Annotated in this window: 13 protein-coding genes; 6 read left to right on the top strand and 7 right to left on the bottom strand. The window is 67.1% G+C overall.

The window, feature by feature from the left end; translation table 11 throughout:
• The 4 genes from AC1VTH_RS03055 to AC1VTH_RS03040 form a co-directional block, all read left to right on the top strand.
• The coding region (locus tag AC1VTH_RS03055) for a cation transporting ATPase C-terminal domain-containing protein (protein WP_481334627.1) at positions 1-798 on the top strand (798 nt) is incomplete at its 5' end.
• Between the two features lie 2 nt (positions 799-800).
• The gene (locus AC1VTH_RS03050) at positions 801-1,454 is read left to right on the top strand and encodes a potassium channel family protein (protein WP_126422528.1); all 654 of its coding nucleotides are present in this window, start codon (positions 801-803) and stop codon (positions 1,452-1,454) included.
• Positions 1,455-1,462: 8 nt separating this feature from the next.
• A complete protein-coding gene (locus AC1VTH_RS03045) occupies positions 1,463-2,122 on the top strand; it encodes an NAD-binding protein (protein ID WP_481334625.1) in 660 nt (219 codons plus the stop codon).
• A gap of 185 nt (positions 2,123-2,307) precedes the next feature.
• Positions 2,308-2,475, top strand: coding sequence for an integrase (locus tag AC1VTH_RS03040; protein ID WP_117205350.1), 168 nt, complete (start codon positions 2,308-2,310; stop codon positions 2,473-2,475).
• A gap of 72 nt (positions 2,476-2,547) precedes the next feature.
• Here AC1VTH_RS03040 and rsmI read toward each other — a convergent pair whose 3' ends face one another.
• The 7 genes from rsmI to AC1VTH_RS03005 form a co-directional block, all read right to left on the bottom strand.
• Positions 2,548-3,381, bottom strand: a complete 834-nt coding sequence (gene rsmI / locus AC1VTH_RS03035; protein WP_481334629.1) for a 16S rRNA (cytidine(1402)-2'-O)-methyltransferase — start codon at positions 3,379-3,381, stop codon at positions 2,548-2,550.
• Positions 3,382-3,458: 77 nt separating this feature from the next.
• Positions 3,459-4,535 (bottom strand): glycoside hydrolase family 5 protein, encoded by a 1,077-nt coding sequence (locus tag AC1VTH_RS03030; protein ID WP_481334623.1) that lies wholly within the window; start codon positions 4,533-4,535, stop codon positions 3,459-3,461.
• 12 nt (positions 4,536-4,547) lie between these two features.
• A complete protein-coding gene (locus AC1VTH_RS03025; protein ID WP_481334621.1) occupies positions 4,548-5,795 on the bottom strand; it encodes an alpha-L-fucosidase in 1,248 nt (415 codons plus the stop codon).
• A gap of 102 nt (positions 5,796-5,897) precedes the next feature.
• The gene (locus AC1VTH_RS03020; protein WP_481334620.1) at positions 5,898-7,748 is read right to left on the bottom strand and encodes an ABC transporter ATP-binding protein; all 1,851 of its coding nucleotides are present in this window, start codon (positions 7,746-7,748) and stop codon (positions 5,898-5,900) included.
• Entirely contained in the window at positions 7,748-9,478 is a 1,731-nt protein-coding gene (locus tag AC1VTH_RS03015; RefSeq protein WP_481334618.1) for an ABC transporter ATP-binding protein, read from the bottom strand. The genes AC1VTH_RS03020 and AC1VTH_RS03015 overlap by 1 nt, the downstream gene beginning before the upstream one ends.
• Positions 9,475-9,996, bottom strand: coding sequence for a MarR family winged helix-turn-helix transcriptional regulator (locus AC1VTH_RS03010; RefSeq protein ID WP_481334616.1), 522 nt, complete (start codon positions 9,994-9,996; stop codon positions 9,475-9,477). Before AC1VTH_RS03010 ends, AC1VTH_RS03015 begins: the two co-directional genes overlap by 4 nt.
• Before the next feature lie 233 nt (positions 9,997-10,229).
• A complete protein-coding gene (locus tag AC1VTH_RS03005) occupies positions 10,230-11,066 on the bottom strand; it encodes a Nif3-like dinuclear metal center hexameric protein (RefSeq protein ID WP_481334615.1) in 837 nt (278 codons plus the stop codon).
• 117 nt (positions 11,067-11,183) lie between these two features.
• Between AC1VTH_RS03005 and murQ the strand changes: the two genes are divergently transcribed.
• Together murQ and ppdK are read left to right on the top strand one after the other, a co-directional pair.
• Positions 11,184-12,089, top strand: coding sequence for an N-acetylmuramic acid 6-phosphate etherase (gene murQ / locus AC1VTH_RS03000; RefSeq protein WP_481334614.1), 906 nt, complete (start codon positions 11,184-11,186; stop codon positions 12,087-12,089).
• A 448-nt stretch (positions 12,090-12,537) separates the two neighbouring features.
• On the top strand, positions 12,538-14,475 hold a 1,938-nt coding region (ppdK, locus tag AC1VTH_RS02995), incomplete at its 3' end, for a pyruvate, phosphate dikinase (RefSeq protein WP_481334613.1).

Raw genomic sequence — 14,475 nt, 5'->3', positions numbered from 1 at the left:
GACATGATCCTGACCGATGACAACTTCGCCTCGATCGTCCACGCCATCGAAGAGGGCCGCGCGGTCTACGCGAACATCAGGAAGTTCATGCTTTACATCCTGAACTCCAACGTGCCCGAGGCTGTCCCCTCTGCGATCTACCTGCTCTCCGGTGGCGCCGTGCCGCTGCCGCTCACGACGATGCAGATCCTCACCATCGACCTTGGCACCGACATGCTGCCCGCCCTTGGTCTTGGCACCGAGCCTCCCGAGGCTGACGTCATGGCTAACCCGCCTCGCAACCCCAACGAGCCGCTGCTCTCCGGCAAGGTCATGCGTAAGGCCTTCCTGTGGTACGGAATGCTCGGCGCCCTGTTCTCCTTCGCTGCGTTCATGTTCTGCCAGGTCATGAATGGCTGGCACCCCGGCATCGAGATGTTTGGCGTAGGCAACGACCTTGATCCGATCTACGTCCGCGCGACGACCATGGCACTTGCGGCCATCGTCTTCACGCAGATCGGCGAGGTCTGGAACTGCCGCACGGAGACCGCATCCGTCTTCTCAGTGGGTCTGTTCTCCAACAAGCAGATCAACAAGGGTATTCTCTTCGAGATCGCACTCATCATCTTCATCACGCTGTTCCCGCCCTTCCAGAGCGTCTTCCACACCAGCCCGCTCGTCCTGAATGACTTCGTGTTCCTGGTGCTGCTGCCGCCCGTCATCCTCCTCCTCGAGGAGGCCCGAAAGGCCATCGTTCGCAAGAGGAACCACATCGATCGCAACGGCGTCGCCATCAAGCAGGCACCGGAAAAGAGGTAAAGATGAAAGTTATCGTCGTAGGAATGGGCCGCATGGGCACGAGCCTCGCTCGCAAGCTCGACAGGCAGGGCTACGAGGTCTGCGCCATCGACCAGGACCCCGAGCGCCTCAAGGCACTCGGCCCCACGTTCGGCGGCCAGACCGTCGCGGGCGTCGGATTCGACCGTGAGGTTCTTGCTGCCGCCGGCATCGATCGTGCGAGCGCCGTCATCGCCTGTACCGCTTCTGACGAGACGAACATCGTCGTCGCCCGCATCTCCCGACAGACCTATCGCGTCCCGCGCGTCATCGCGCGCCTGTACGAGATCGGCAATGCCGAGACGTACCGCAGGCTCGGCATCCAGAGCATCTCGACCACCGACTGGGGCGTGAGGCGCGTCTGCGAGCTCCTGACCTTCAACGAGCTCGATGACGTCACCGGCATCGGTTCCGGCGACGTGCGCCTCGTTCGTGCCGACGTGCCGCCGATGCTCGAGGGCAGTCCCGTTCGCGAGCTCACCGCCATTGGCGAGATTAGCATCGTCGCCGTCTCTCACGACAACGAGACCTTCGTTCCCACCCAGGGCACGGTCCTCGACCACGGCGACATCATCTACGCCGCCGTCCAGGCGACCTCGGCAAGCAAGTTCCGCGCCATGCTCGGCATGACGGATTAGGAGGCTGTATGAACATCATCATTGTCGGCGGCGGCAAGGTTGGTTCCTACCTCGCCACTCTGTTGGGCAACCGCGGTTACAACGTTCGCATCGTCGAGTCAAGGAAGGCCGTTGCGCAGCGCCTCGAGGAGAAGCTGCCCGAGGGTTCCGTTGTGAGGGGCATGGGTTCGAGCCCGGATGTCCTTGAAGAGGCCGGCGTACTCCAGGCCGACGTCATTATTGCCGTAACGGGCGATGACGAGGTCAACCTCGTGGTCGCTATGCTCGCCAAGATGGAGTACGGCGTAAATCGCGTCGTCGCCCGTGTGAACAACCCGGCAAATGCCTGGATGTTCGACGAGTCTATGGGCGTCGACATCGCCGTTGACCAGGCGGACATCATCGCGAAGTCCGTCGAAGAGGGTCTCGACATGGAGGACGTCTTCACTATCATGCGCCTCGGAAAGGATGGTCACGAGATCGTCCAGGGCGAGGTTCGCCCGCGCTCCGCGATGGTGGGCAAGTCGATTGCCGAGCTCCAGATTCCCGACGGCCTGGTCTTTGTTGCCCTCGAGCATGAGGGCAACATCCTCATCCCCAACGGTGACACCGCGTTTAGCGCCGGTGACCGTGTGGTCGCCTTCGCGAGCGAGCAGGGCAGGGACTTCCTGAGTCACTCGCTGCAGTAGGGAAGATCTTCGATAGGCCTCGCACCATTGCGCGGTGCATGACCGCCGGGACCAGCCACAGGCTGGCCTCGGCGGTTTTTTGAGAGAGGCGGATGCCGCTGGCCATGACATCGATGCCGGATGCGCTTGGAATCACGATGGAAAGACGCTACCGTAAGCGGGTCGGAATGCGAAGGAGACCAGCGATGACGAAGCCCAGCGGCGCCAAACGCCACTACGATATGCCCCTGCCGGCCAAGCAGCAGCGCGGACGGCAGACATTTGGCGGACCCGCGCGCGCAGCGGGCATCGGCCCCAACAAGGCATGCGGCCACAAGGGCGGCATCCGCCGTCAGGGCTCCAAGCGCGGGTAACCTAGACCAACATCAAGAAACCTGCAAAAGGGACTGTCCCTTTTGCAGGTTTCCTTTTACAGCCATGCGGGGTTAGACGAGTTTGTCGTAGACCTCGGATTTTGGGATGCCAAACTGCTTGGCCAGGCGCTTTGCCAGAGCACTCTTGGGCTCCCCCACCGCCAGCCCCTCGGCGATGGCCTCCTCGATGGTGGCCGGTCCGCTCGCCGCGGCCACTCGCAGCCCCTCGAGCTCGGCCGCGCTAGGCCCCTCGACCACGATCACGCACTCGCCACGCACCTCGCCACGCTCGCGGATGCGCTCGGCAAGCGCGCCGGAGACGTCGCGCACGCACTCCTCGTGAAGCTTCGTGAGCTCGCGCACGAGCGCCACGCGGCGCGCCGGAAAGGCCTTGGCAAGCGAGTCGAGCGTGGCGACCACGCGGTGCGGGCTCTCGTAGAACACGAGCGCGCCAGGAATCGCGGCGAGCTCGGCCAGCCGCCGCGCACGCTCGCCGGCCTTTCTCGGCAGAAAGCCCTCGAAGAAGAAGTGCTCCATGCCCAGACCAGACGCCACGAGGGCGCACGTCACGGCGCTGGGTCCAGGAATCACCTCGATGGGCAAGCCCTCGTCGAGCGCGGCATCGACCAGCCTCTGGCCGGGGTCGGAGACGCCCGGCATGCCAGCATCGCTCACGAACGCAATGCGCGCGCCGGCCGACACGCGGCCCAGCACGCTCTCGACGCGGCTCGCGATGACGTTCTCGTCGCAGCGCTCGAGCGGCACGCGAATCTCGAAGCGCGCCAACAACTTCGAGGTCACGCGCGTGTCCTCGCACAAGACCACGTCTGCGCCGCGTAGGGTGTCGAGCACGCGGGGGCTCGCGTCCGACAGGTTGCCGATGGGCGTGCCCACCAGGCTCAGCATGCCGCCACCATCCCTTCGCACGGCACCGGCACCCGTCTCCACCTGCTGCTCGTTGGTCTCCACGCACTCCCCCATCGCTAGTCGAACATCCCCGTCTCAAAGCTCGAGAGCGCCACGCGCGCATCCCAGCTCGAGAGCCTCGCCTCGGTCTTCCACGTCTGGAAGAACCAGCCGGCGCCTCCCGCGAAGGCACCCATCTGCCCGGCTGCGTAGACGCGCTCGAGCGCGATGCGCCCTTCCGGCGTCATGCCGGCGCTCGCGAGCGGCAGCGCGCTCGACCACTCGCCCACCATCACGGGTAGGCCGCTCCTGCGCGCGCGGGCCAGGTAGTCGGCAGACTCCTTGACCAGGCGCCTCACGCCGGCGGGGCCGGCCGCCCCCATGGCCTGGTCGTAGTGGTAGATGTGGCTGTCGAGCCATACGTTGACGTAGCGCGCGGGGCTCATGAACGCACGCCAGGCGTCGGGCAGGTAGGCGTCGTGCAGCACGAGAACGGGCCGCTCGCCCGCCGCCGCGCGCAGCACGTCGTAGGCATCGCGGTAGAAGTTGCGGATGAGGTGGGGCGGCACGCCCTCGACCAGCGACAGGCCCCGGCGGGCGCGTCCCCGCACCTCGTCGATGGGCTCGATGCCCAAAAAGCTCTCGCGGTCCGCGTAGCGGTCTGCGAGCGAGCCCACCACGTCGAGCATGGCCTGCCTGAAGGTACGCGTGTCGCCAAAGAAGCTCGAGGGCGAGGTGGGGTCCGCACCCGGCGCCACGGCGACGTCGAGCAGCACCGACACGCCCGCGGCCTCGGCCCAGTCCATCGCTGCGTCGACGTACTCGACGCAGCCCGCGGCGGGCCCGGGCATGGGGCCCTCGTCGCCCAGGACGAACCACGGCACCTGCAGGCGCACGGCATCAAAGCCGCGCTGGGCGATGCGCGCAAAGTCGCCCTCGTCAATGAAGCTCGCGCGATGGCGTGCGAGAAGCGCGTCGAAGCGCCCGGGCGCCATGGCGTCCGCGAGCTCCGCCTCGCTGAAGGCCCCGGTGCCCGAGAAGAGCGACGGCGTCACCCATGGCTCGAGCACGAGCCAACCCGCGAGGTTCACACCATGGAGCACGCGAGCGGACTGCCCGGCGCGCCCCTCATGCTCAGACCTGTGCAGCAGCATGGCCTGGCCTCCCTACCGATACTCGACGCGTGCGATGCGCACGACCCAGTCGCTGCCGTAGGTGAAGCCGTTGGCGTCGACCGTGAGCGTGCCGCGCCCGCAGTCCTGCATGAAAGGAACCTCGCCGCCGTCATCGAGCCAGCTGATGCGCGCGACCGGGCGCGTGGCTCCCGTGAACGAGCGAAGGTTGGAGCCCTCGCCGCCCAGCGTCACGTTCTCGTTGCCCACGATGGCCAGGTCGTGCACGAACAGGTAGCTCACGCCGGCGTCGTCGAGCGCAAAGTCGCGGATGCCGCCGTTCGCCACGAGTGTGGCGCTGGGGCGTGCGGTGTGCACGGACGGTCCCGCCATCTTCATCCAACGGCCAATGAGCCGCAGGTACTCGCGCTGCAGCGGCGCGATGGCGCCCGTGGCCGTGGGGCCGATGTTCACGAGGACGTTAGCGCCGGCGCGGCGAGCGTTGGCGATGGTCTCGATGAGCTCGCGCGGGCTCTTGTAGTCGAGGTCGTTCGCGGCGCAGCCCCAGTGCTTGTTCGTGGTGACCGAGACCTCGCCGGCGACGTACTTGCCGTCCGCAGGGCCGTGGTTGACCTCGCCGGAGATGCGGCGTTCGTAAGTCGTGACGTCGATCTCGGGGTCGATGATCTTGCCGCGGTTCTTGAGGCCGGTATTGTTGATGACGATGGCCTCGGGCTGGTATCTGCGGATGGTCCCGTAGAGCTCGGGGAGCTTCCAGTCCGCGTCCTTCTTGTTCCAGTTGCCGTCGAACCAGAATCCGCCCACCTCGCCGTAGTTGGTGCACAGGATCTCGACCGAGCGGCGCAGGTACTCGAGGTAGGCGTCGAAGTCCGTCTCGTAGAGCGGGCTGTGCCAGTCATAGGTGGCCATGTAGAAGAACGGCTTGATGCCACCCTCGTGGCAGGCGTCGACGAACTCGCGGATGAGGTCGCGGCCGGCCGCGCTGTGGGGCGCGTCGAAGTCGGACAGGCCACAGGTGTCGTAGAGGAAGAAGCCCTCGTGGTGCTTGGTCGTGAGCGTGATGTAGCCCGCGCCCATCTCCTTGGCCGCGGCCACGAGGCCTGCCGCGTCGAAGTCCTCGGCCGTGAAGGTCTCCATCAGGCGCTCGTACTGCTCCTGGGGGCGCTCGTGGATGAACTCGGTCCACTCGCCACACGAGAGCTGCGAGTAGAGTCCCCAGTGAACGAACAGGCCAAGGCCCATGTCCTCGTAGTTCTTGATGCGCGCAAGCGGCTCGCTCATGTGCGTCTCCCATCACGAGGCGGCGGGCCCCGAGGTCGTGTTTGTCTCGGAAACCCGCCGCCCAAAGCGCCCGCGCACGCAAAGGCGCGCATGGGGCAAGGGCTAGGAGAGCTCCCTCATCCCATGGTACAGCTGCCAGTACTCGCCGTGGCTCGCGAGCAGCTCCTCGTGCGTGCCGCGCTCCACGATGCGCCCGTGCTCGAGCACCATGATGGCGTTGGCGTTTCTCACCGTGGAGAGGCGATGCGCGATGACGAAGACCGTGCGCCCCGCCATGAGCGCGTCCATGCCGCGCTCGATGAGGGCCTCGGTGCGTGTGTCGACCGAGCTCGTGGCCTCGTCGAGGATGAGCACCGCGGGGTTGGCCACGGCCGCGCGGGCAATGGCCAAAAGCTGGCGTTGGCCCGCCGAGAGGTTAGCGCCGTCGGCCGTCACGAGGGTGTCGTAGCCCTGCGGCAGGCGGCTGATGAAGCCATCGGCGTTGGCGGTGCGAGCCGCGGCGCGCACCTCCTCGTCGGTGGCGTCGAGCTTGCCAAAGCGGATGTTGTCGGCAACGGTGCCGCTAAAGAGGTGCGTGTCCTGCAGTACGATGCCCAGGCTGTGGCGCAGGCTCCTCTTGCCGATGTCGCGCACGTCGATGCCGTCGTAGGTGATCTGGCCCGCGCCCACCTCGTAGAAGCGGTTGATGAGGTTGGTGATCGTGGTCTTGCCCGCGCCGGTAGAGCCCACGAAGGCGATCTTCTGGCCCGGCTTGGCAAACAGCGACAGGTTCGCGAGCACGTCGCGACCCGGCTCGTAGCCAAAGGTCACGTCATGGAAGCGCACGTCTCCCGCGAGGGGGCGCACCTCGCCATCGGGCAGCCTCCAGCCCCAGCCCAAAGCGCCCGCCGCGGCGCGCTCGGGGCCCTGCGCGTCCTGTCCCAGGCGCACGAGCTCGACCTTGCCCTCGTCCACCTCGGACCTCTCGTCCATAGCGGAGAAGATGCGCTCGGCGCCGGCGAGCGCTCCCAAAAGGAAGTTGCCCAGCTGCGTCACCTGGTTGAAGGGCATGGCCGCCTGGCGAACGAACACGAGGTAGCTCGCGAGGCTGCCCATGTCGGTGAGGCCGGCCGCGGCCAGAAGCGAGCCCATCACGGCCACGATGGCGTAGTTGGTGTAGGTCATCGCCACGGTAATGGGCACCATCGTGGCGGCGTAGGTCTGGGCCGCGGTGCCCTGCTTTCGCAGGCGCTCGTTGCGCTCGCGAAAGCCGGCGAGGCTCTCGCGCTCGTGCGTGTAGGCGGCCACGACCTTCTGGCCCGCGCACATCTCCTGGATGTAGCCGTCGAGCTCGCCCAGGGTGCCCTGCATCTTCGAGAAGAACCGCGAGCTCTTGCGGCCCGCGATGCGCACGTAGGCGATGAGGGCCACGTCGCACGCCACGGTCACGACGGAGAGGCGCCAGTCGAGGACGAACAGCAGCACCAGCGTGCCCACGGCCTGGATGGCCGCCTGGATGACGTTGGCGAAGCTGTTGTTGAAAGCCTCGGCCACGGTGTCGACGTCATTGGTGAACAGGCTCATGACGTCGCCCGTACGGATGCGGTCAAAGAACGACACGGGCAGGGTCTGCAGGTGCGCAAACAGGTCGCGGCGGATGTCGGAAACCACGCGCTGAGCGGCGCGCACCATCGTCTGGGTGTAGCCCAGGGCGCTCGCCGCGCCCGCGACGTAGATGACGGCCGCGAGTGCCACGCCCGCCCAGAAGCCGCCCACGTCGCCCGCCGTGAGGCAGTTCACCACGGGCTTGATCATGTAGGTGCCGGCCAGCTGGCAGACGGCGCACACGCTCGCAAGCACGCCCACCACGAGCAGCATGACGCGTGCGGCACCCATGTAGTCGAGCAGGCGGCGCACCACGGCGCCCAGGTTGCGCGGCTTGGCGGAGCCACTCTTCGTTGTCATGACGGCCATTAGCGCTCATCCCCTTCCGCAACCTGAGTGCGATAGAGCTCCTGGTAGATGGGGTCGCTTGCGAGGAGCTCGGCAGGCGAGCCCACCGCATGCACCCGCCCGTTGTCGAGGATCACGACCTGGTCGGCGTCGGCCACGCTGGCCACGCGCTGCGCCACGATGACCTTCGTGACGTCCGTGAGCGCCGCAAGCCCCTCGCGGATGCGCGCGTCGGTCGCCATGTCGACGGCGCTCGTCGAGTCGTCGAGCACGAGCACCTTAGGCCTGCGCACGAGGGCGCGGGCGATGCACAGGCGCTGGCGCTGGCCGCCCGAGACGTTGCCGCCTCCCTGGCCCAGGTCCGCGTCGAGCCCGCCGATGCGGTCGAGGAACTCGTCGACGGCCGCCACGCGGCAGGCTTCGAGCAGCTCGGCGTCGCTGGCGTCCGCACGGCCCCACAGCAGGTTCTCGCGCACCGTTCCCGAGAAGAGCACGCTCGTCTGCAACACCACGCCCACGCTGCGGCGCAATGCCTCGAGGTCGTAGTCGCGCACGTCGTGGCCTCCCACGAGCACATGTCCGTCGCTTGCGTCGTAGAGGCGCGCGAGCAGCTGCACGAGCGAGCTCTTGCCCGAGCCCGTGCCGCCCAGCACGCCCACGGTCGAGCCCGCGGGGACCGTGAGGCACACGTCGTGCAGCACGTCTTCCGCGGCGCTCGCGTTGTAGCGAAAGCTCACGTGGTCGAGCTCGATGGAGCCGTCCGGCACGGTGGCAATGGCGTGCGCGGGGCTCGCGATGGCGGGCTCCTCGCACAGCACCTCGCCCACGCGCTGAACGCTCGTGAGGGCGCGCGTCATGAGGAGGAACACGTTGGAGATCATCATGAGCGAGTTGGTGATCTGCAGCACGTAGCTCATGAAGCCCGTGAGTTCGCCTACCTTGAGCTCGCCCGCGAGGATCATCGAGCCTCCCAGGGCGAGGATCAAGACGTCGGACGCGTACATCACCGTCTGGAACAGCGGCAGATTGAGCACCGCGAGCGAGAAGGTCTTGGTGGAGGTGGCGGCGAGCTCGTCGTTCACCGCGCCAAAGCGACCCTCGACCCACTCGTCGCGCACGAAGGCCTTGACGGCGCGGATGGCCGTGACACTCTCCTGCACGCTGTCGTTGAGAGCGTCCATGACACGCTGCAGGGCCCCGTAGAGCGGCGCCACCTGGCGCACGATGAGCACGAGCGCCACGGCAAGCAGCGGCAGCATCACGAAGAAGACGCAGGCCAGACGCAGCGACAGCAGGCTCGCGAGCACAAGTCCCGCCGTGAACATGACGGGCCCGCGCATCATGGGCCTAAAGCCGTTCATCAGCGCGTTCTGGATCACCGTAACGTCGGTGGTCATGCGCGTCACGAGCGACGAGGTTTCAAAGTGGTCGAGGTTCTCAAACGACAGGCGCTGCACCGCCTCGAACTGGGCGTCGCGCAGGTTGGCGCCCAGGCCCATGGCCGCGCGGGCCGAGCAGCGCGAGAAGGCCATGCCAAAGCCCATGGCCACGACGCCGCAGACGAGCATCAGCGCGCCGGTTGCCCAGACGTTGGAGAGGTCGTGCGCCACGATACCCTGGTCGATGAGGCCCGCGGTGAGAAACGGGATCATGAGCTCGAGGGTTCCCTCGAACACCATGCAGATGGCCGCGAGCACGAAGTCGCGCCGGTAGGGGCCCAGGTAGCGCAGAATCAGCTTGAGGTCGCTCATGCGCGCTCGCCTCCCCTCGCGCTGGCCGGGCGCGAGCTGCCGCAGGCGGCGTCGCGGCCGCGGCGGGCCGCCACGAGGTTCGCGCGCACGCGCTCGAGCAGCTCCTCGAGCTGGGCGCGGTCGGCCTCGTCGATGCCGTCGAGCATGATCTGCTCGACCTCGGCGCAGCGCTCGTCCCAGGCGCGCACGGTCTCGTGGCCGGCCTCGGTGAGCGTCACGGCCTTGGCGCGGCGGTCCGTCTCGGCGGGCGCCACCGTCACCATGCCCTTGCGGGCCAGGGTGTCGAGCATGCGGCTCACCGCCGCGGCGTCCACCGCGAAGTAGACCGCGATGTCGCGCTGGGTCGAGGTGCCGCGCGCCGCGAGGTACGACAGCACCTTGGGCTGCCCGGGGCCCAGGCCCAGGGTGTCTCCGTAGGGGCGCAGCAGCGCGCGTTGGGCGTGGAAGGCTCGCAGCACGGCCGTGTGCATGTCATAGAGCGAGCTGCCCTCACGCTGGGAGCTCTTCTCGTTGTCCATGGTCTCACTTCCTTGACATGTCAAGCAATTTGCCGACGCAGTAGGATACGCCGATTGCATGACATGTCAAGCAATACGTAAGACAGAGGACCCTCGAACCAGCTCCGCACCCGCTTTTACGTGCTCAGCGGCCCTCCAGCGCGAAAAATGGGTGCGGAGCTGCGGCGACTCGAATCGGCACGCCAAGCGGCCGTTCGGGGCGCCATTTCGGTGCGAAAGCAGGTGCGTCCCAGCTACGGCAGCACGTAGGTCCAGGGATCGCCGGAGGGCACGAAGCTCATGGGGACGTCGGCGCTGGTCGCCTCGGGCAGCCAGCGCAGCATGTACTCCATGCCCGGCTCCTCCACGTTGAAGTGGCCGATACAAATCATGGCCTTTCCCAGCCCCAGCTGCGCGGAGTCGCGCACGTACTCCGAGGTGGTGAAGTCGGTCGCCTCCATCGTCACGAGGCAGTCGACGCCCGCGTCCATCTGAGCCGTGACCATGTTGTCGGACCCGCCGATGAGGTGCGTGGGCACCATGACCGTGCGCACGCGGGCGTTGGCATCGCCCACGATGCGCGTGCCGTTGAGGCCCAGACGGCCCACGAGGAAGCGCGCGAGCTCGAGCACGCTCGTCTCGGGAATCTCAAAGCTCATGGGACGGTCGGGGTTGCCGGTGACGTAGTCGCGCCAGCCGAGCTTGTCGGCAAGGCCCATGAAGATGCTGTCGACGAAGCGGCCGTCCTCGGGGGCACCCGAGTGGATGTGGTCGTGCAGGCGCCACACCGCGATGCCCGCCTCGTCGAGAAGGACCCGCTTGGCCTGGAAGGTCCTGTTGTTCTCGAGCCAGCAGGTGTGGTCGCCGTGGTTCCAGAAGAGCGCCTCGTGGCAGATGATGAGGTTGGCCCCGCGCCCAGCGGCCTCACGGATGACGTCTGCCGAGGCAAAGCACGTGGTCACGATGCCCGTGCACTCGACGTCGGTGGCACCCCACAGCACCTTGTCGCGGGTCGTGTCGTCGTAGATGGGACCATCCCAGTCGTTGCCGCAGTAGGCCTTGACGCGGTCGATGACCTCGCTGATAAGCATGGGTGCCTCCGAATGTCGCGTTCGCAGAATAGGTACGGGCCGAGCCTTCAACTCAATATAGTATGTGCTTGGCCCAACAAGCGATCGCCGGCCCATTGGTCGGCAAACGGAGGCGTCATGCTAGACCTCACCAAGCTCACCACCGAGCAGCGCAACCCCAAGACGATGGAGCTCGATACGTTCTCGTCGCTCGAAATCGCTCGCGTCATGAACGAGGAGAACAACCGCGTCATCGAGGGCATCGACCGCGTCCTGCCCCAGATTGCCACCGCCATCGACTGGGCTGGCGAGGCCCTGAACGCCGGCGGGCGCATCATCTACCTGGGCGCCGGCACCTCGGGCAGGCTTGGCGTGCTCGACGCCGTGGAGTGCCCGCCCACCTTTGGCGTGTCCTATGACACAGTCGTGGGCCTCATCGCCGGTGGCGAGGGCGCCTTCGTGAAGGCTGCCGAAGGTGCCGAGGACAAGGCCGAGGCGGGCGCGGCGGACCTCGATGCCCTGTCCCTCGAGAGCCGCGACATCGTGATTGGCCTTGCCGCGAGTGGCCGCACCCCCTACGTCATCGGTGGTCTTACGCGCGCCCGCGAGGTGGGCTGCAAGACCGTTGCCATCGCCTGCAACGAGGGCTCCAAGATCGGCGCCGTGGCAGACCTCGCGATCGAGCCCGTCTGCGGCCCCGAGGTCCTCACCGGCTCCACGCGCCTCAAGGCCGGCACCGCCCAGAAGCTCGTGCTCAACATGATTTCGACCGGCTCGATGGTGGCCGCCGGCAAGGTCTACCAGAACCTCATGGTCGACGTGAAGCAGTCCAACGAGAAGCTGCGCGTGCGCGCCCAGAACATCGTCATGATGGCCACCGACTGCACGCGCAAGCAGGCCGCCGACGCCCTTGCCGCCTCCGAGAACAACGCCAAGCGCGCCATCACCATGATCCTGCTCGGCTGCAGCGCAGACGAGGCCGCGGCCGCTCTCGAGGCCGCCCATGGCCACGTGCGCGCCGCTGTCGAGGCCCACGAGGCGTAAAGCGCACCAGCGCGAGACGCGATGGCAGCCCGCCTCGCCCGCTCGTCCGTTTTACGCATCCGCCCCGTTCGTTCATCCAAATTACGCACCCAGGGTCCTCCCAATACGTAAAACGGATGAACCGGAGCAGACGACACGTAAAACGGATGAACAAGCGCCCAGCGCCACCAACCGAATACGAACTTCTTGCGACCGTCTGCGGAGCCAACTTCCGCAGACGGTCGCTTTTTGGCCGCAAACGGTATGTGCCCCACTCACGCGCCTACCGCAGGGCCGTATAACTTGACCATTAATCGATAGTTAACTGTGCGGGTTATATGTATACGTATTCGTGGTCATTTCAGAAGGCAACCAGCGCTAACCTTCCTTTACGTCGCACGTGACGGGCGTGCGAGGCACAACGGGGAGGGCTTGGGCCTCCCCGTTCCTAGACTCAGGAGGGCATGCGATGGACAAGCGCATCTGGCGGTTTGGTCTGGACGAGACGGGCGCGGACGTCACCGAGGGAACGGCACACGACAACTTCACCCTGGGCGGCAAGGGCGCGAACCTCGCCGAGATGGCCCGCATCGGACTTCCGGTCCCCGCCGGCTTCACCATCTCCTGCCAGACATGCATGGACTACGCCCGCGGCGGCAACGCCTGGCCCGAGGGCGTGCTCGACGGCATCGCCGAGGCCCGCGCCGACCTCGAGCGCCGCTGCGGCAAGCGCCTGGGAGACGCCGATGACCCGCTGCTCGTGTCGGTGCGCTCCGGCGCCCCCTTCTCCATGCCCGGCATGATGGACACGGTGCTCGACCTCGGCCTCAATGACGCGAGCGTGCTGGGCCTGGCCAAGCAGACGAGCAACGACCGATTCGCCTGGGACAGCTACCGCCGCTTCATCCAGATGTTCTCCAACGTGGTCATGGGCATCGACTCCGACCTGTTCGAGGACGCCATCAAGGACGCCAAGGCCGCCGCGGGCGTCGCCGCCGACACCGAGCTCGACACTGAGCAGCTCCAACATCTCGCCGCCACCTTCAAGCAGATCTTCTCCGAGAACGTCAGCGCCGAGGAGCACCCCGAGCTCGTGGGCGAGGACGGCGCCTGCCAGTTCCCGCAGGACCCGGCCGTACAGCTCACGCTCGCCGTGGCCGCCGTCTTTGGCTCCTGGGACTGCGAGCGCGCACGCCTCTACCGCAGGCAGAACAACATCGCCGACGACCTGGGCACCGCGGTGAACGTCCAGGCCATGGCCTTTGGCAACAAGGGCAACACGAGCGCCTCCGGCGTTGCCTTCACGCGCAACCCAGCCACCGGCGAGCGCGAGTTCTACGGCGACTACCTGGTGAACGCCCAGGGCGAGGACGTCGTGGCCGGCATCCGCAACACCGAGCCCATCGAGACCCTGCGCCACACACCCGGCCTCGAGGAGGCGGGCGAGCAGCTCGAGCGCATCTTTGGCATCCTCGAGAACCACTACCGCGACATGATGGACATCGAGTTCACGATCGAGCAGGGCAAACTCTACATGCTGCAGACCCGCGTGGGCAAGCGCACCGCCGCCGCGGCCCTCAAGATTGCCGTCGACCTCGAGCGCGAGGGCCTCATCACCCGCGAGGAGGCGCTGCTGCGCATCAACCCCGCCCAGCTCGACCAGCTCATGCACCCGCAGATCGCCAAGGGTGCCGAGCGCAACGTCATCGCCCGCGGCCTCAACGCGAGCCCCGGCGCCGCCGTGGGCGCCGTGGTCTTCTCCGCGGCAGACGCCGTAGCCGCCGCCGAGGCCGGCCAGGCCTGCGTTCTGGTGCGTTGGGAGACCACGCCCGACGACCTCGCCGGCATGACCGCCGCCGAGGGCATCCTCACGAGCCACGGCGGCAAGACGAGCCACGCGGCCGTCATCGCCCGTGGCATGGGCAAGCCCTGCGTCTGCGGCGTCGACGCGCTGCACATCGACGCGGCCGCCAAGCAGGTAAGCGTCGCCGGCACCGACCTGGTGCTGCACGAGGGCGACGTCGTCTCCATCGACGGCGGCACCGGCGAGGTCATGCTGGGCGCTGTGGCCCTCGAGCGCCCCGGCACCACCGGCGACCTCGCCACGGTCCTTGGCTGGGCCGACGACGTGCGCCGCCTGGGCGTGCGCGCCAACGCCGACAACCCGGCAGACGCCCGCCTGTCGCTCGAGCTGGGCGCCGAGGGCATTGGTCTCACCCGCACCGAGCACATGTTCCTGGGCGAGCGCAAGGACATCATCCAGCGCTTCATCCTTGCCAACAACGACGAGGAGCGCGCCGCCGCGGCCGACGAGCTGTCGCGCGCTCAGGAGGGCGACTTCTACGAGATTCTCGACGCCATGGACGGCCTGCCCGTGACGATCCGCCTGCTCGACCCGCCACTGCAC

This window comes from Parolsenella sp. (assembly GCF_982402205.1).
Note: the sequence above shows the minus strand (reverse complement) of the source record. Positions and strands in the feature narration are given on the sequence as shown.